20 protein-coding genes are annotated in these 17363 nt (G+C 41.6%); 13 read left to right on the plus strand and 7 right to left on the minus strand.

Going from position 1 to position 17363, the window contains the following annotated elements:
- Positions 1–633 precede the first annotated feature (633 nt).
- Entirely contained in the window at positions 634–1167 is a 534-nt protein-coding gene (locus HPK16_RS01055; protein ID WP_181675158.1) for a GNAT family N-acetyltransferase, read from the plus strand.
- Positions 1164–1631: a DUF6884 domain-containing protein gene (locus HPK16_RS01060; RefSeq protein ID WP_181675159.1), complete on the plus strand. Its 468-nt coding sequence runs from the start codon at positions 1164–1166 to the stop codon at positions 1629–1631. The genes HPK16_RS01055 and HPK16_RS01060 overlap by 4 nt, the downstream gene beginning before the upstream one ends.
- Before the next feature lie 154 nt (positions 1632–1785).
- Here the strand turns inward: HPK16_RS01060 and HPK16_RS01065 are convergent, their stop codons facing one another.
- The 3 genes from HPK16_RS01065 to zwf all read right to left on the minus strand — a co-directional run bounded on the left by HPK16_RS01065 (position 1786) and on the right by zwf (position 4155).
- The gene (locus tag HPK16_RS01065) at positions 1786–1926 is read right to left on the minus strand and encodes a hypothetical protein (RefSeq protein WP_103034920.1); all 141 of its coding nucleotides are present in this window, start codon (positions 1924–1926) and stop codon (positions 1786–1788) included.
- A 13-nt stretch (positions 1927–1939) separates the two neighbouring features.
- Positions 1940–2377 (minus strand): YueI family protein, encoded by a 438-nt coding sequence (locus HPK16_RS01070; protein ID WP_181675160.1) that lies wholly within the window; start codon positions 2375–2377, stop codon positions 1940–1942.
- A 308-nt stretch (positions 2378–2685) separates the two neighbouring features.
- The gene (gene zwf, locus HPK16_RS01075; RefSeq protein WP_181675161.1) at positions 2686–4155 is read right to left on the minus strand and encodes a glucose-6-phosphate dehydrogenase; all 1470 of its coding nucleotides are present in this window, start codon (positions 4153–4155) and stop codon (positions 2686–2688) included.
- 322 nt (positions 4156–4477) lie between these two features.
- Between zwf and rnz the strand changes: the two genes are divergently transcribed.
- From rnz to HPK16_RS01095, 4 genes are all read left to right on the plus strand, one after another.
- A complete protein-coding gene (gene rnz, locus HPK16_RS01080; protein ID WP_181675162.1) occupies positions 4478–5392 on the plus strand; it encodes a ribonuclease Z in 915 nt (304 codons plus the stop codon).
- Between the two features lie 16 nt (positions 5393–5408).
- The gene (locus tag HPK16_RS01085; RefSeq protein WP_181675163.1) at positions 5409–6197 is read left to right on the plus strand and encodes an SDR family NAD(P)-dependent oxidoreductase; all 789 of its coding nucleotides are present in this window, start codon (positions 5409–5411) and stop codon (positions 6195–6197) included.
- A 143-nt stretch (positions 6198–6340) separates the two neighbouring features.
- Complete coding sequence (gene dinB / locus HPK16_RS01090; protein WP_181675336.1) at positions 6341–7411, plus strand: DNA polymerase IV; 1071 nt, start codon at positions 6341–6343, stop codon at positions 7409–7411.
- Between the two features lie 71 nt (positions 7412–7482).
- Positions 7483–8013, plus strand: coding sequence for a GNAT family N-acetyltransferase (locus HPK16_RS01095; protein ID WP_181675164.1), 531 nt, complete (start codon positions 7483–7485; stop codon positions 8011–8013).
- 53 nt (positions 8014–8066) lie between these two features.
- Here HPK16_RS01095 and HPK16_RS01100 read toward each other — a convergent pair whose 3' ends face one another.
- Together HPK16_RS01100 and HPK16_RS01105 are read right to left on the minus strand one after the other, a co-directional pair.
- The gene (locus HPK16_RS01100) at positions 8067–9299 is read right to left on the minus strand and encodes a toxic anion resistance protein (RefSeq protein WP_181675165.1); all 1233 of its coding nucleotides are present in this window, start codon (positions 9297–9299) and stop codon (positions 8067–8069) included.
- Positions 9296–9940 carry a 5-bromo-4-chloroindolyl phosphate hydrolysis family protein gene (locus HPK16_RS01105; protein WP_181675166.1) on the minus strand — a complete coding sequence of 215 codons (645 nt, stop codon included), beginning with the start codon at positions 9938–9940 and terminating at the stop codon, positions 9296–9298. The genes HPK16_RS01100 and HPK16_RS01105 overlap by 4 nt, the downstream gene beginning before the upstream one ends.
- Before the next feature lie 204 nt (positions 9941–10144).
- Between HPK16_RS01105 and HPK16_RS01110 the strand changes: the two genes are divergently transcribed.
- From HPK16_RS01110 to HPK16_RS01135, 6 genes are all read left to right on the plus strand, one after another.
- Entirely contained in the window at positions 10145–10693 is a 549-nt protein-coding gene (locus HPK16_RS01110) for an NUDIX hydrolase (RefSeq protein WP_181675167.1), read from the plus strand.
- A gap of 23 nt (positions 10694–10716) precedes the next feature.
- The gene (locus HPK16_RS01115) at positions 10717–11142 is read left to right on the plus strand and encodes a VOC family protein (RefSeq protein WP_181675168.1); all 426 of its coding nucleotides are present in this window, start codon (positions 10717–10719) and stop codon (positions 11140–11142) included.
- A 133-nt stretch (positions 11143–11275) separates the two neighbouring features.
- Positions 11276–12166, plus strand: a complete 891-nt coding sequence (locus HPK16_RS01120; RefSeq protein ID WP_181675169.1) for an ABC transporter ATP-binding protein — start codon at positions 11276–11278, stop codon at positions 12164–12166.
- Positions 12163–12978: an ABC transporter permease gene (locus HPK16_RS01125; RefSeq protein ID WP_181675170.1), complete on the plus strand. Its 816-nt coding sequence runs from the start codon at positions 12163–12165 to the stop codon at positions 12976–12978. Before HPK16_RS01120 ends, HPK16_RS01125 begins: the two co-directional genes overlap by 4 nt.
- Positions 12978–13583, plus strand: coding sequence for a TetR/AcrR family transcriptional regulator (locus HPK16_RS01130; RefSeq protein WP_181675171.1), 606 nt, complete (start codon positions 12978–12980; stop codon positions 13581–13583). Before HPK16_RS01125 ends, HPK16_RS01130 begins: the two co-directional genes overlap by 1 nt.
- 143 nt (positions 13584–13726) lie before the next feature.
- Positions 13727–14257 carry a homing endonuclease associated repeat-containing protein gene (locus HPK16_RS01135; RefSeq protein ID WP_181675172.1) on the plus strand — a complete coding sequence of 177 codons (531 nt, stop codon included), beginning with the start codon at positions 13727–13729 and terminating at the stop codon, positions 14255–14257.
- Positions 14258–14312: 55 nt separating this feature from the next.
- Here the strand turns inward: HPK16_RS01135 and HPK16_RS01140 are convergent, their stop codons facing one another.
- A complete protein-coding gene (locus HPK16_RS01140) occupies positions 14313–15311 on the minus strand; it encodes an NAD(P)/FAD-dependent oxidoreductase (RefSeq protein WP_181675173.1) in 999 nt (332 codons plus the stop codon).
- Positions 15295–16140, minus strand: a complete 846-nt coding sequence (locus HPK16_RS01145; RefSeq protein WP_181675174.1) for an ABC transporter ATP-binding protein — start codon at positions 16138–16140, stop codon at positions 15295–15297. Before HPK16_RS01145 ends, HPK16_RS01140 begins: the two co-directional genes overlap by 17 nt.
- A 204-nt stretch (positions 16141–16344) precedes the next feature.
- Here HPK16_RS01145 and HPK16_RS01150 point away from each other — a divergent pair, with 204 nt between their 5' ends.
- Positions 16345–17277, plus strand: coding sequence for an iron-hydroxamate ABC transporter substrate-binding protein (locus HPK16_RS01150; protein ID WP_181675175.1), 933 nt, complete (start codon positions 16345–16347; stop codon positions 17275–17277).
- The last annotated feature ends 86 nt before the right edge of the window (positions 17278–17363 follow it).

Genomic DNA, 17363 nt, shown 5'->3' on the forward strand with positions numbered 1-17363 from the left:
TATTCCCCGTTTCTTTATTATAATTGTTGGTCGAAGCTGAATTTTTAGAATATATCAACTAGCATGACCTTTTAAAGCGAAAATAACATTGATAACGCATCTTGGCAACAAAAAAGGCATCCCATTTTTGAGTAAAAAAATGGGATGCCTAGATAAGAATCCCATTTAATGATAAACAGGATCTAAACGACTGCTTGTTTTAAACAGTGTTCCAGACCCTTGCTAGAGTAATAAAATTGTAATGACGTAATTTCGGTTAGCTGTTTTCATAAGTCATTAACTCCTCTAAATCAAATTTATCAACAATGAGATACTTCATTCGTATGTAGCCTATGTGAATTCAAATAAATATCAATCAATGTAATATTATTATTAATTATAGCTTTTGGCAGGGAAATGTCAACCGTTATTTGAAAATTTGTTGCTTTTGGATTTCATTGAAAAACTAGAATACATAGCTAAATCAATTGGGAGATAACGATGTAACCGCATACAAACATAATGAAAAAAGTTTTCAAAAAATTAGTATGTGGTGATAATAACAGGTGGTATTCTGCAAAAAGTTTGCGTAATGAGGTAGAATTTGATAATTTTAGAGGGAAGATATATTGAAACGGAAAGCCAGGTATTGACATGGGGAAATTAGAAACGGAACGGTTGCTGTTAGTAGAATACAATTTGGAGTGGATTCAAGCGACGATTGCAGGTGTGGATGAATTGGAACGCGTATCGGGCTATACGGTATCCAGAGAGTGGCCTGGAATCGATTTCTTTTTTTACCTACCATACGTATTAGAAAACGTGAAAAAAGAGCCAGAGATGACGAAATGGACGCATTTAATCGTGTTGAAAGAGGAGAATAAAGTCATCGGAGAAATCGGCGGACAAGGCAAGCCTGAAGAAACAGGGGAAATCGAGTTGGGATACAGCGTTGTGCCAGCGTATCAAAATAATGGTTATGTAACAGAAGCGCTAGGAGAACTGTTGATTTGGCTAAAAAAGCAGCCAGAAATTAAGCGTATTTTCGCTAGAAGCTTCGAGAGTAATCCGCATTCGATTCAAGTTTTGCGAAAGTCTGGATTTTTACACCAGCCGAAATATGATAAAACAGAGGCCCGCGGTAAGATTATTTTGTGGGAATACCCAATGGATGAGGAGTCTTTATGATTATTATACCATCAGGGAAGCCAAAGATTTGGGACAAACAGGAGGATGCAGGCCCAGTTGCGGCTAGTCAAGCATATACAGGAAACTTTCATCGTTTATGCCGAGCCTATGCTGAAAAATTTGATGGTGATTATTTGATTCTGTCACCAAAGTATGGATTTTTAACCCCTGATTCGCTTGTTGTAGGGACATATGATGTGAGGTTTACAGCGCGTGGCGTGACGGCCGAGACGATTTCGTTAGAAGAATTATCGCGGCAATGGCAGGAATTCGCAATCGAGCAAGAGATGATTGTGATGCTGGGAGGAAAGAAATTCGCACCATTGCTTGCGGCGGTTACAGATGGGAAGCAACGATTTTTATTCCCACTTCACGGGACAAGAGGAATCGGCGACATGCAAAAAAGGCTGCGCACAGCGATAGACACCGGCGAGCCATTTAGTCTGGATACCTACTCAGGCTAAATCGGCGGCAAGCGTTCGCATTCCATAAGTTTGGCGGACTTCCGGTTCTCACATACACTAGTATGCTCCGCTTCCAGCTTCCACCAAACTTATGGAATACAAACGCTTTCGCTCGATTTGTTAAAATGCCATGTTTAGTAACTCTATCCTTCATTCAGCCAATTGTAGAAATAATAAGCAATGCGATACCGATGAGCAGGAACATCACGCCCATATCAGTATTTTTGCGTATGAAAAAGTAAATTGTTTGTAAAAACACAAGAATCGCGAGTGCAAGTACAATCGTGTGGAGCATGTATGTCACTTCCTTACTCTTGAAAAATAGCTTTGATTTTGTCGAGCAAACTGACTCTGCCAGTAATATCTTCTGTGATAACTGGTGTTTCATGGAGATGTGTGTCTTCGCGGTTGATTTCATGATCTTCCGCTAGAACGAGACCAATTGGTGTATCATCATCTTCTCGTGCAACTATCGAGAATGGCATCTTATGTTTTTCTGCCAACATGATGTAAGAACGCAATATTTCATAGGAAATGGAGCCGTTTAAGAGTAACTTGGCTTTCGGGTGATCTTTCATTTCCTGTTCTAATTCTTTCGTACAGTATTTTTGAAAAACTTCTTGTTTGCTCATCTGGATTTCGATGCGTTCTCGAAATGTGCCAAGATATTTTTTGCGTTCGGCTGGATTAATTTCTTTTGCGCCATGGATACCGCGATCGATATAATCGTCAATGCTTTCTGGCATATTGATTCTCCTTTTACTGTGTATTCCTCTTAATTGTAACATGGATGTGTGAAAAAGGGAACAACGTCAGGGGCTATAGATAAAGAGATGAAAAACTCCTAGCTTGTTTTACTTCACGGTTTGTGGAGGTAAAACGAGTTAGGAGTTTTTTGATTTTAGAACCTCAATATGCAGTTGAATGCAATGAAACTGCCTTCCAATTCACAGCCTCTCGGAAATTTCGGTGCCTCCGCAAAAACCAAAAGAGGGTTTTCACTGCGCCCCCTAACAATTTCTGTCGAGGCTAAGCGGGCTCTTTCAGCTTTTCGTTATTCAAACCACTCAAACCCATCTTGCGACACCAATTTATCTGCTTCTTTTGGTCCCATAGTGCCGGATGTGTAGTTCGGGAAGTGTTCTTTTGTATTCGACCAGACTGCGGCTACTTTATCAACGAAATTCCATGATAGGGAGACTTCATCCCAATGTGAGAAGTAAGTTGCATCGCCGTTTAGGCAGTCTTGAATCAGTTTTTCATAGGCTTCGGGCGTGTTCATGCCGTCCGGTGATGAGTGCGCGTAGTTAAGGTTGACTGGCATCGTCAGCATTCCTTGGCCTGGTTCTTTGACATTCATGTGTAGCGTGATACCTTCGTCTGGTTGAATATGTATCACCAGCACGTTGCCTCCAAGCGATTGGCCTGGACCAAAGAGGTTCATCGGTACGTTTTTGAACTGAATCGCAATTTGTGTTGTTTTCTTCGCAAGACGTTTACCAGTTCTAATATAAAATGGAACGCCGCTCCAGCGGAAATTGTCAATCATGAGTTTTGCTGCAACAAATGTTTCGGTATTAGAATTGGAATCGACGTTTTCTGCTTGGCGATAACCCAGCAAATCTTCACCGTCCACTTTTCCAGGGCCGTATTGGCCGCGTACGAAATATTTGTACACATCGTCGCCTTCAATGACACGCAAAGAACGGAGCGCGCGTACTTTTTCATGACGAATTTCTTGTGTTGTTAATTTAATCGGTGGCTCCATCGCAAGTAAGGATACGATTTGTAAAATATGATTTTGAACCATATCACGAAGCGCGCCACTTTCCTCGTAATAACGACCACGATCCTCTACACCAAGCGTTTCACTTAATGTTACTTGGACGTTGTCAATATAGCGGTTATTCCAAAGTGATTCAATGATAGAGTTCGCAAAACGAATCACGGAAATGTTTTGAATCATTTCTTTTCCTAAATAATGGTCAATGCGGTAAATCTCGTTTTCATCAAATGCTTGGCGAAGCGACTCATTAAGTTCTTTTGCACTCGCTAAATCGCGACCAAATGGTTTTTCAATGATTAAACGGCTAAATCCTGCATTATCGACAAAACCTTCTGACTTTAATCGACTTGCAATCGTTCCAAAGAAATTTGGCGCCATAGCAAGATAGAATAGGCGATTTCCTTGTAGTTCGTATTTTTTATCGAGTTCATCGGATAAGTCCTTAAGCTCGACATACGATTCACGATTGGTTACATCGTGGGATTGATAGTAGAAATGTGATGCAAATTCTTCTGGATCGAAGCCTTCTTTTTCGATGCCTTTCAATGATTCCACGACTTTTTCACGGAAGAATTCATTGGTCCATGGACGACGAGCTGTACCGATCACTGCGAAATTTTCTTTCAAAAAGCCTTTCGTGAAGAGATGGTATAGCGAAGGGTAAAGTTTGCGATTTGCCAAATCTCCCGTACCGCCAAAAATAGTAATTAAAGCTACTTGTTCTTTCACTTCTGTCATACGTGCTTACCCTCTTTCTTTATTCTATGGAACATACCTCAGACAAATCAGCGGCAAGCGTTCGGATTCGCTCGATTTGCGTAAAGCAAAGACTGCAACTTACCCGATAAATGGGAAGATGTTTCAAAGCTTATTCTGAGAATGAGACAATTAAGATATAATCATAGTCGCCCTCATTATTCCTTACTATTTTAGCCGTTTGATTTCTAATGTGCAACTGATTGAACCGGAAAAGTCGGAAAAGCTTAGCGATGGGAGTGCCATAAAGGGGTTAAATATGGTATGATTAATAGCGGATTAGAGAAAGGATTGTGAGACAAAGATGGAATTGATTTTTCTCGGAACAGGAGCGGGTGTCCCTTCCAAAGGCCGTAACGTAACGGCAATTGCGCTCACGATGCTAAATGAACGAAACAGTATTTGGCTGTTTGATTGTGGGGAAGCAACGCAACATCAGATTTTACGAAGCTCGATTAGATTAAGTAAATTAGAAAAAATCTTTATTACGCATTTACATGGAGATCATATTTTTGGCTTGCCTGGCCTTCTTAGCAGTCGTTCTTTTCAGGGTGGCGATACAGAGCTCACAGTATACGGACCCGCGGGGATTGCGAGTTATATTCGGACGAGTTTGGCGGTTAGTGGTACACATTTAAAGTATCCGCTTGAGATTGTGGAAATTGATGGTGAAGTCGTGTTTGAAGATGCCGCTTTTAAGGTTGTTTGTCGGGAACTGGATCATGGTATTTTGAGTTATGGTTACCGAATTGAAGAGGCTGATAAGGCGGGATCGCTTGATGCTGGAGCTCTTTCGGCGCTTGGTGTGAAGCCTGGTCCGATTTTTAAGGAGCTAAAAGAAGGTAAGACAGTGGTGCTTGAAAATGGTGAGGTTGTTGATGGCAGCCAGTTTATTGGACCTGCGAAAAAAGGACGGATTATCGCGATTTTTGGCGACACACGAGCAACAGGAAATGAGCTAGTGATTGCAGATCAGGCGGATGTCATCGTTCACGAAGCGACATTTGGCGCTGAGATGGGCGACATGGCTGGAGAATACATGCATTCTACGACATTAGAGGCTGCAAATTTGGCTAAAAAAGCGAATGCAAAACGACTGATTATCACGCATATTAGTTCACGGTACAGTCGCGAGGACAATCGCGAACTCGTCTCGGAATGCCAGACTATTTTTCCAAATACAGAAATAGCGACCGATTTTGCCATATTTGAACTATAAAGGAGTTTTGAGAAGGATGAATGACTTTCTGAAAGGGAAGACAGTGATGATTACTGGTGCATCGAATGGATTGGGAGCAGAAATGGCACGGCAAGTTGCGGCGCAAGGAGCTCACACGATTCTGACGGCGCGTCGTACGGAAAAATTAGCAGAGTTAGCAACACAAATTCAAGCGAACTATGGTGTCGTCAGCGCTTACCATAAGATGGATATGACGAACTTCGAAGAAATAGCAAATGTGATGCAGAAAATAGGCGATACCAAAATCGATGTCTTAGTAAATTGTGCAGGATTTGGGATTTTTGAAGAGGCAGTAACGACTGATTTTACAACCGTTGAGCGGATGTTTGATACAAATGTTCTAGGTTTGATGCGTTTAACCCAGCTCGCTTTACCAGACATGTTGGCGCGCAAGTCGGGGCATATTATCAATATCGCCTCCCAAGCTGGAAAAATCGCGACGCCCAAATCATCGGCATATTCAGCAACCAAATTTGCGGTTCTAGGCTACTCCAATGCATTGCGAATGGAAACTAAACCCTCGGGTATCCACGTCACCACGGTGAACCCTGGACCAATCGCTACTAGTTTTTTCGATATTGCCGATAAATCAGGGGATTATTTAGACAACGTGGGTTTCTTAGTTTTGAAACCTGAAAAAGTAGCGGCGAAAATTGTGGCTATAATGGGGAAACCAAAGCGTGAAATAAATCTACCGTTTCTGATGAACATCATCTCGCGAATGTACCAAGTCATGCCACGCGTTATTGAATTTTTTGGTAAAGGCGCATTTGAGAAGAAATAAAAAAAGTGAGGCTACTTAAAAATAGTCTCGCTTATTTGTTATTCAATAGTTAGTCGAATCAAGCTTGCATTATTCAAGTAGGAAGAGTATAATTGAAATAAGAACAAATGTTCGTTTTTAGGTGTAGAAAGGTGATGGGTGAAGTGGATAAGACACGTAAAATTATTCATATTGATATGGATGCTTTTTTCGCTTCCGTTGAGGAGCGGGACCATCCAGAATATCGAGGCAAGGCACTTATCATTGGTGGGGATCCAAACAAACGAGGCGTGGTCTCGACATGTTCCTATGAGGCTAGAAAATTCGGTGTCCATTCTGCAATGCCAACGAAGCAAGCATATAAACTATGTCCACACGGCATTTTCATCCATGGGAATATGGAACATTACCGAGAAGTATCCGCACAAATTCGTGAAATATTTCATCGGTATACAGATTTGGTGGAGCCAATGTCTTTAGATGAGGCTTATTTAGACGTTACCGAAAACAAAAAAGGTATTAAATCCGCGATGAAGATAGCCTTAGAAATCCAATATGCGATTTATAATGAACTTGGTTTGACTGCATCAGCAGGCGTTTCATACAATAAATTCATTGCAAAAATTGCTTCAGATTTTAAGAAACCAGCAGGAATGACTGTCGTATTACCTGAGGAGGCAGAGGCATTTTTAGAGAGCTTACCGGTTACGAAATTCCATGGTGTTGGAAAAGTGACAGCAGAGAAATTACATCGATTAGGCATTCATTCAGGGGCGGATTTAAAAGCCTGGGATGAGTGGGATTTAATTCGAGAGTTAAATAAGCAAGGCTATCGTTTATATCGAGCAGTACGAGGTTTATCTGATTCTAAAGTAAATCCGCATCGAGAGAGAAAGTCGGTTGGTAGAGAAACGACATTTGCGAACAATATTTTTGATGAGCGGGAAATGCAGGAAATGTTGCTTTTATTTTCACAGAAAATAGAGAGTTCGCTGGAACGAATCGGCAAACATGGAAAGACCGTTGTTTTAAAGTTGCGCTACAGTGATTTTAGTACAATTACAAGAAGGTTATCTTTAATGGAGTATACACGAGATGCACGTGTTATTTATGATGCAGGGGTTAGTTTATTGCGTGACGTTTACGGCGGAGAAGAGAGCGTTCGGTTGGTCGGTTTAACAGTAACGAACTTGAAACCACTACACTTTGAGAATTTAAAGCTGGAAGGATTTTAAGGAAATGGCTTGTTTATTGTACCATATCATTGTTATACTTAATCTCGATAATGAGTGTTGGGAGTTGTTGGATGATGAAGAGGGAGCCAAGAAGAATTCGACCAATCAGACGAGAAGATGTGCCAGGAATGCATGTATGGGAGCTTGATGAAGAAATCGCGATGGCAAGCGGTATTACGAAGCCGCGTTCTTTAGAGGTTTTTCAAACGATGTACGAGAAATATTTTTTAAAGGTGAATCATTCGTTACAGCTGTATAGTATTATTTTGGACGGGCGAGTCATTGGTCGTGCAGAATTAGGGTTAATCGATCGGGAAAATGGTCACGCAGCTTTTGGAATTGTCATTGGGGAACGAACGAGCTGGGGAAACGGCTATGGAAAAGAAGCTATTTTAGAGTTGTTGGGCGTGGCCTTTGAAGAACTGCACTTACATAAAGTTTATTGTGAAGTATATACGTTTAACGAGCGATCGCTAAACATGATGAAGTCCCTTAGATTTCGCCAAGATGGCATATTACGAGACCATGAATTTTTTCATGACGCCTACCATGACTTAGCTGTTTTTAGTATGATGGACACAGAATTTAGAGCTGATTTGTAAGAAAAAGGTGTAGTATTTGTTGATTTAACCAACAAGTACTACACCTCTTATTATTATTTCATTTCTAATAAGCGATCCTTTAATTCTTGTTCCATAGATACAAGTTCTTTTTCTGCAACGGCGCGTTTAGCACGGCCTTCTTGCTGAATCTTCAAGGTTTCTTGTAATGTTTCGATGAGGCTTGATTGTGTTTCTTTTAGTGTTTCGATATCAACAATACCCCTTTCGTTTTCGCGGGCTGTTTCGATAGCATTTGTTTTTAACATATCAGCATTGCGTTTTAGAAGCTCATTTGTTGTTTCAGCTACTTGACGCTGCGCTTCCGCTGCTTGTTGCTGACGTAGTAGGGTAAGTGCGATTGCGACTTGATTTTTCCATAATGGAATAGCGGTCATGATAGATGACTGAATCTTTTCCGCAAGTACTTGATTCGTGTTCTGGATAAGACGAATTTGCGGAGCTTGTTGGATAGTGATTTGACGGCTAAGCTTCAAGTCATGGACACGTTTCTCAAGGCGATCTGCGAATTGTGTGAGATCATTTACTTCCTGGAAATCCATTTGATCGCCGGATTGTTCTGCTTTTTTGCGCAGTTCTGGAAGTAGTTTTGTATTTATTTCTTCTTGTTTTAGTTCACCAGCTGCGATATAGATATTTAACGCTTGGAAGTAGTCTTTATTCTTATCGTAAAGCTGTTCTAAGAAAGAGTTGTCTTCCATTAAACGTTTTTTTGCATGTTCTAGTTTCAAGGCAATTCGATCGATTTGCGTGCCCATTTTTTGATATTTAGACGTAATTTCATTGATGGATTGCTTGACGCGAGAGAACATTTTTGTGAAAACGTTCTTGTTGCGCGCGGCAAGTTCGTCTGGGTCGGCTTCTTGTAAGCGGAACATTAAATCACTGATGATTTCGCCGATTGGTCCGACGTCTTGTTTTTGAACTTGATTGAGCATGGAATGGGAAAAATCGTGTAACTTTGCCTGTGCTGGTGCGCCGTATCCGAGGATAGCGGCTTGGTTTCCAGGCTCAATTTGTTTGGCAAGTTCCACTGCTTGACGACGATTGGCTTCGGGAAGCATGTCAACCAAGCGTGGAGCTTTGTCTGTTTCGTTATTCACGATTTCTTGAACGGTTTGTGAGCCGTTTGTACCAAATGGATCAGCAAGTAAATCATCCAATGTTTTGTTGAAGTTAGCATCGATGACCTCGGCTTTCGGTTGTTCATATGTTGGTGTTTCTTTTGTTTCTAATTCAGGTTCGTTTGGCTTTTGGTTCTCGGTCATTTGGGTGTTCTCCTTTCAAATTTCTTTTCCTGTTTGGAAATAGAATTCTTCGCAACTTCTAGTTCGAAATCAAGGCTTGATACGTCCTTGTTAAGCAGTGCAAAGAGGTCTTTCTCAATCACACGACCTAAATCATTCAAAAGTGCGCGCGTGTCAGAAAGTGTTTGGTAAATCTTTTTGTCTTTCACAGGTTGGCTGTTTAGGAAAGCATATTTTTCTGTTAGCTCGACTAAAGAGTCCAAATGGGAGAAAAAGAAATCTTCTGCATCATAAAAGCGTTTCGGCTCTTCTTTCACAATACCGTAGATACGTTTTGTCAGTATTAACGTTTTATCTCGTTCTTGGAATGTGAAAAGAGTACGGTGAGCAGCTGTGATTTTTTGCAAACGAAGTATTTTTGCTCGTGATTCTTCTAGATTTGTGCGAATGTATTTGTATTCTTTTTTTGTAAGCCCAGTCTGAATTGCATGTGCCTTGTCTCCCGCTTTTGCAGAAAAGAAGAACAGGAAGGCGGCCACGACAAGTGTTACGGCGCTAATAAGTAACCAGTTGTTCACAAAGATGTTTGCCAAGATGCCGAACAAAATGAGTGTTAAAACGATTGAGCCAGTGAAGGCCATAAATTTTTTGAAAACTACCATGTCTATCTTCTCCTTAGGCTTCCTTATTTTTTTAAGGATTAAGTATTTGTGAAAATTGTTTTAGAAAATCATTTGAAAAGGCTAACTGATTTGAGTATATCATACCATATTGGCGGAAAAGATGTTATCAGTCGTGCGATGTAAATTCCCCTCAGACTTGATTATGGTATAATGATAAAAAAGCCTTAGAAATGGAGTGGTAGCATGGATTCGTTAGAGGAAAAAACAGTGAAGCGTGAGACGATTTTTGACGGGAAGATTATTAAATTAGTGGTGGATGATGTTGTGTTACCGAATGGTGCTGCGAGTAAGCGCGAAATCGTGAAGCATCCTGGTGCGGTCGCAGTGATTGCGATTACGCCTGAGAACAAAATGGTGATGGTGGAACAGTATCGGAAGCCGCTCGAGAAGGCGATAATCGAAATTCCGGCTGGTAAAATTGAACCAGATGAGGAGCCGAAATTGACGGCTGGACGTGAGTTGGAAGAGGAAACGGGATACAAAACGGATGATTTGAAGCACCTGGTCTCTTTTTATACGTCACCGGGTTTTGCGGATGAGTTACTACATATTTATCTTGCGGGTGATTTAAAGAAGCAAGCGAACCCGCTTCAGGCAGATGAGGATGAGTTTGTGAACATTGTGGAAATAAATTTAGACGAGGCGTTACAATTAATAGAAGAGAAGGTAATTTGTGATGCGAAAACGGTGTATGCTGTGCAATATTGGCAATTACTTGAAGCGACTAAATAACGTTGGAGAGGAAGTAGAGGAAAATGACAGCTATTTTTCTGCATTTTACGGGGAATTGTCGTGAGGCGCTCGATTATTACGCGGGGATTTTTGAGGTGGAGCCAAAGGGTATAGCGACATATGGTGAGGCACCGCCTAATCCGAATGCTGGCGAAAATAAAGATGCCAACGCAGATAAGATTATGTACAGTGAAATCGATGTCAGGGGTTTGCGCGTGATGATGTCAGATATGCCGGATGGTATTCCAGCGACTCCGGGTGATAATGTTAGTATTGTTGTCGAAAGTGATGATTTAGAAGACTTGAAAGCGATTTTTTCCAAGTTTGAAAAAGAGAGTAAGATTTATATGCCGCTGGAAGAAACATTTTGGAGTAAGGGCTATGGTATGATTGCTGACAAATTTGGGACGCAGTGGCACTTTAGTTACGGTGGTTTTTTGACGGAATAGGAAAATAGCTTAGCGTATCAGATGGCTTTCTGGTGCGCTTTTTTTGTGGAAATGGTTATTTATTGACTGAGTGGTCAAACGGGAGTATAATCACATTGACTAGATGGTCAATTGTGAATTGGAGGGGTAAAAAATGAAAGCGATAGAGACGAATGATTTGACGAAGTTCTATCATAAGAAGCGAGCGATAGAAGGGGTGAATTTGTCAGTGGAAGAGGGAGAATTGTTTGGCTTTATTGGTCCGAATGGTGCTGGTAAATCCACGACAATCAAGCTGTTGCTGAATTTTATTTATGCTTCGAAAGGCCATGCGACAATACTTGGCAAGGATATTGTGAAAAATTCGGCCGAGATTAAAAAAATGGTTGGGTATGTGCCAAGTGAGGTGCGTTATTATCCACAAATGACGGCGAATGATATTATTGGATTTGCTGCGAAGTTTCATCATATTGATCAGGCGGGGATTCAGATGAAACGCTATTATGAGATGTTTGATATCGATCCGCATAAACGCTTTGGGGATATGTCACTTGGGAATAAAAAGAAGGTCGCGATTGTGGCGGGGCTTATTACGAAGCCAAAGTTATTAATTTTAGATGAGCCTACAAATGGGCTTGATCCTCTGATGCAGCATCATTTATTTAAGGAGATGACGCGTCAAAATCAAGAAGATGGTATGACGATCTTTTTGTCGAGCCATAATTTGCGCGAGATTCAGGAATATAGTACGCGAGCTGCTTTTATTCGTGAGGGCGAAATTGTGGCGCTTGAAAATATTGCGGATCAAGAAATGTCAGGGAAAGTGATTGTTTTGAAAGGGAATGGGTTACCTGTGACGGAGCTTGTCAATGCGGGAGCGAAAGTTGTGGAAACGACGGAAACAAGTGCTAGATTGACGTTTGATGGAAATGTGCAGACGGTGTTGCCAATTCTTGCGGCAGAAGGAATTAAAGATTTGTCAATTACGAATCAAGAGTTGGAAGATAAATTCATGACGCTTTATGAAGGAGGAAAGACAAAATGAATATTTTAAAGATTGAATGGAAAACGCATTTTAAGAGCTTGCTCGTTTGGTCGGGGGTTGTTGCGTTAGTACTCGGTATGTTCATGGCGTTCTTTCCGAGTATGCAGTCGAGCGGGATGCAGGATTTAGTGAACACAAAAATGAATGCTTTACCGAAAGAAATGATGAATGTTTTGCATATTAGTTCGATGGCGGATTTAACAAAAATTGATGCTTATTTTGCCTATGTGTTCCAGTATATTTTTATTGCAGCGTGTGTGTATGCGGCGATGATTGGGGCGCAGGCGTTAGTGAAAGAGGAGACGGACGGGACGATTGAGTTCTTATACGCGCAACCGATTACGCGCTCGGAGTTAGTGGCTTGGAAAATGGTTGGAAACGCGATTTCATTTATTGCTTTTTGGGCTATTACGTTTGTCGTGTCGACGGTATTGGTCGTTTTCTTGAAGCAAGATGGGGCGAATACGGGAGATTTGGTGCAGGCGCTCGTGCGGGTTTTCTCGAATGAATTACTGGTTGCTTTGCTGTTTATGAGTGCTGGATTCTGTTTTTCAGCGATTGTTCATTCAGCGAAACAGGCGACACCGGTGGCTCTAGGACTCGTTTTCTTCACGTATATTTTAGGAATTCTTGCGGGGTTGAACGATAAGGTAGACTTCTTTAAATACTTTTCTCCGATTAATTTTGCGATTCCGTCTGATATGATCAAAGCTTCGATGGAGAGCGTGAATGTCTGGATTACCGTGATTTCGATGATTGTCTTTATCGTGCTGACTTTCGTGCTGTATCGGAAAAAGGATTTGAGAGTGTGATGGAAGATAAACGGGATAAAATTTTGATGGTCGCGGTGGAGGAATTCGCGGATCATGGGTATAAAGCAGCTAGTACAAATCGGATTTCGGAGGTTGCTGGTGTTTCAAAGGGCCTGATTTTCCATTATTTTGGCTCAAAAGAAAAACTGTATACTGCAGCGGTTACTTATTCCGTGGATTTAGCAATGCAGGAAGTGCCGATTGGGGACATGCCGACGGGAGACTTTGTGCAGGGGGCAATTTGGTCGACGAAGCAGAAGTTAGATTTTAGTAAGAACTATCCCGCTGTTTTTAAGTTGATTATGCAGTCGTATGCTAATCCTCCGGCGGCGCTTGCGGAACGTTTGCACGCGTATTATATGGAGGCGTTGCAAGTACAAGATGTTTATATGAACCAGATTTTAGAGAAAGTGACGTTGAGGGCAGATGTTGTTTCTGAGAATGCGCATGATCTAGTTCGTGCCTTATTCGATTATATTATTAAAATGGCGACGGATTATATTCGGGAAAACCCCGATGCTACGATGGAAGAAATGCAGCCGCTTGTTGATAAATTTATGAACATGATGGCAATTGTGGAGCGTGGAATGATTCAAAAAACATGAATAAATGGGAAAACAAACCTGAATTTTGTGATTTAGGTTTGTTTTATTGTAAATTGGAATATTTTTCAGTTGTTTCGATTGCTCTTTTATGATACAACATAAATGTAATGCAAATGCAGTTACTACACAGGAGAAGGGGAAAGATGATGGACAATACAGCTGTTGTGACAAAAGAACAGATTATTGCGGAATTACAACAATTGGCGCAGGAACAGGGGCGTGTGCCAAGGCGTAGCATGTACAATCATTTTGAGAAAGCACGACAATTATTTGGTTCGTGGCCAGACGCGTTAAGGGCGGCGGGGTTAGAAAATGAGCAGAAACGTTTTTACAAAGAGGATTATTTGATTGCAGAGGTAAGGCGAATTTCAGAGCAGTTGGGGCGTCCGCCGATTAGTGGACCGCATGAGTTTCCGCTTTATATGTCTGTCATGGAGTATTATAATTCTTGGGAAGCTTTTCTTGAGCAGGCTGGTTTGACGAAGTTTGCAAAGGAGGAGGAAGGCAAAGAAGTGAAAGAGAAGTTGATTCTCGATATTTTGGAAATGGAACGGATTATGCGGAGATTTCCTACGATGAGCGAGTTCGATGACTACCGATTGGTGCGTTATTATTTTGGTAGTTGGAAGAATTTTAAAGTGGCTTGTGAGGAGAAGAGGCAAGAAGTTTCTTAAAAATAGATATAGCAAAGCGAGCATCTTCTTGGGGATAGGATGCTCGCTTTTTCGTTTAGACTTCTGTGAAACTTTCGTGGTGTGTGCTGACCATGGCGACTTCTTCAGCATCTGGATCTAAGAAATTTTTAGCACTATTAATGGCGATTGGCCCTTCGTGGAGTCCAGCCGCGATGATGCGCATTTTGCGAGGATAGGTGCAGATATCGCCACATGCGTAGATACCGGGGACGCTAGTTTCCATTTCTTGATTGACAAGGATGCCGTATTCGGACGTATCGAATCCCCAATCAAGCATGGAACCGAGATTCACCTTAACACCATGATTCACGACGATGGCATCGGTGTCGATTTTTGTTGTGCTGCCGTTTTTATTGCAATGAATCACACAGCTTTTTAGGTCGGTAAAATTGCCTTGTAGTGCTGTTATTTCATGGTTCACATGGATATAGATAGAGGAATCGTGCATTTCTTTGACGCGTTCTTCATGCCCCTTGAAATTCTCCCCGCGGTATACGAGGTGGACTTCCTTAGCGATGGGTTCTAGTGATTGGGCCCAGTCAATGGCAGCATTTCCACCGCCGGAAACGACAACAGTTTTATTTTGGAAGCTCGCTAGATTTTTGATGTCATAATGGAGGCTATTGGCAAATGTTTCGCTACCGGATACTTCTAGTGGATGAACTTCGTACGTGCCACTTCCAGCCGCGATGATGATCGTTTTACTGTGATGTTCGTTGCCGTTTTCTGCTATTAGTTGGAAGGTGCCGTCCTTTTGCGGGTGAAGTTCTGTGATACGTTCGCCGCATACCATAGTGGGATGGAACGTTTTTGCTTGATCATGTAAGTTTTTCACAAGTTCTTGTCCTTCGATTGCTGGAATCCCGCCGATATCGCGGATGATTTTTTCTGGGTAGAAGTAACGGATTTTACCGCCAACTGCTGGCTCGGCATCGATAATTTTTGTTTTTAGGGAGCGCAGACCGCTGTAAAAAGTGGTGAATAGGCCGACTGGACCTGCTCCGATAATTGTTACGTCATACAAGTTTGACAACGACTTCACCTGCTATCTTGGTTGCGACTTGTCTGATTTCACAGGCTTGACATGTTTCGTACGGTAAACATAGTGGAACGCCAGTACGTGGGTCAAGCATGATATCGGCTTTAATTCCAAAAACATCTTCTAGTGTTTGCTCGGTCATCACGTTTACTGGGGCACCCTCGGAAATGACTTGACCAGAACGGATTGCAATCATATGATCGGCAAAGCGAGAGGCGTGATTTAAATCATGGACAACCATGACAATTGTACGATTTTCTTGTAGGTTTAGTTGTTTCAGCAACATCAAGACTTCTAATTGATGGGTCATATCGAGAAATGTCGTAGGTTCATCTAAGAATAAAATATCGGTTTCTTGTGCTAATGCCATTGCAATCCAAGCGCGTTGTCGTTGTCCGCCAGATAAACTATCAATCGGGCGGTCGGCGAAATCGTTCAGACTCGTCACGCGAATGGCCCATTGAATCATGTCGCGATCTTTTACGGACATGGATTTAAAACCGCTTTGATGGGGAGATCTGCCATAGGAAACGAGTTCGGTTACGGTCAGTCCATCAGGTGCGGTTGGATTTTGTGGTAGGATTGCTAGTTGTTTGGCGATTTCTTTTGTGGATTGGCGGTGAATGGCTTTTCCATCTAAGAAAACATTACCTTTGGAAGGCTTCATCAGACGAGACATCGTTTTTAAAATGGTCGATTTGCCTGAGCCATTAGCGCCAACTAGTGCCGTGATTTTGCCTTTCGGTATTTCAATATTTAAAGCGTCTACGATAACACGCTTGTCGTAGGCGATTTGTAAGCCGTCTGTTCTTAAATTATTCATCTATACATCGCTCCTTAGTTTCGCGATTGATAATCATTCTCATGACTAGTATAGAATTTTTTGACGAAAGTTGCAATAGCTAAGTGCTTATTATTCTTATTTTTCGCATGGAAGACATTTTTAGTCTTGCTTTTTGGAAGGTGTCTTGCTATAATTCCTGATGAGATTGATAATCATTATCAATTAAAAGGAGGAGCAAATTTTATGAAGAAAATAGTATTTTTAATGTTGACTGCTGTGATGGTGGTTGTTTTGGCTGGGTGTGGTACCGACGAAGCGGCGGAGGGGAAATCCGAAACGCATGCGTATAAGATGCCGAACGGGAAAACGGTAGAAATCCCGAATAATCCGAAAAAAATCGTTGTGACTGAGTATATGGGATCGCTCTCAGCTCTGGGCGTGAAACCGATTGGCGCTACATCTTTTGTGTTAAAAAACCCGTACTTGGATGCCTATAAAAAAGGGGTAGAAGACATTGGTGACCCGGCTTCTGTTGAAAAAGTGGCAGAACTAAAACCAGATTTAATTATTGTCTCAGGTGAGGATCAGTTCAATCAAATGAAGAAAATTGCGCCGACGATTTTAATACCATACAATACATACAAAAGTGTGCAGGATGAGTTAACGGCGATTGCTGAAATCGTTGGAAAAGAGCAGGAAGCGAAGGATTGGTTAGTGGATTTTGATAAGAAAGCTGCAAAAGCACGGGAGAAAATAAAAGGCGTTGTAGCACCAAACGCAACGGTAGGACTATATGAAGGTGACGATAAAAACTTCTATGTATTCGGAGATAATTGGGGTCGGGGTGGACAAGTTCTTTATAACGCATTACAATTAAAGGCGCCTAAGAAAATTCAGGATGAGGTCATTAATGGTGAAGGATACAAGCAAATTTCGCTAGAAGTGCTCCCAGATTTTGCGGCAGACTACATGTTTGTGACGCGTTTTAAACAGGGCGATACTAGAAATGGGGCGCTTGATGGGGTAGAGGCATCGAGTATTTGGAAAGACTTGCCGGCGTATAAGGCAAACCATATTTTCACGATGGATTTCGATGAGATGTATAACTACGATCCAATTGCCGTAGAAGGTCAAATGGATTTGATTGTGAATAAAATAGTGGATAGTAATAAATAAGTAACAACGATTCGTGCGAGATGGCAGAGGCTGGTTGAAAGCCTCCTCCTCTCACCGAATCGATACATATTACGAGGGGATCAGGG

This window comes from Paenilisteria rustica (assembly GCF_013820765.1).
Lineage (GTDB): Bacteria > Bacillota > Bacilli > Lactobacillales > Listeriaceae > Listeria_A > Listeria_A rustica.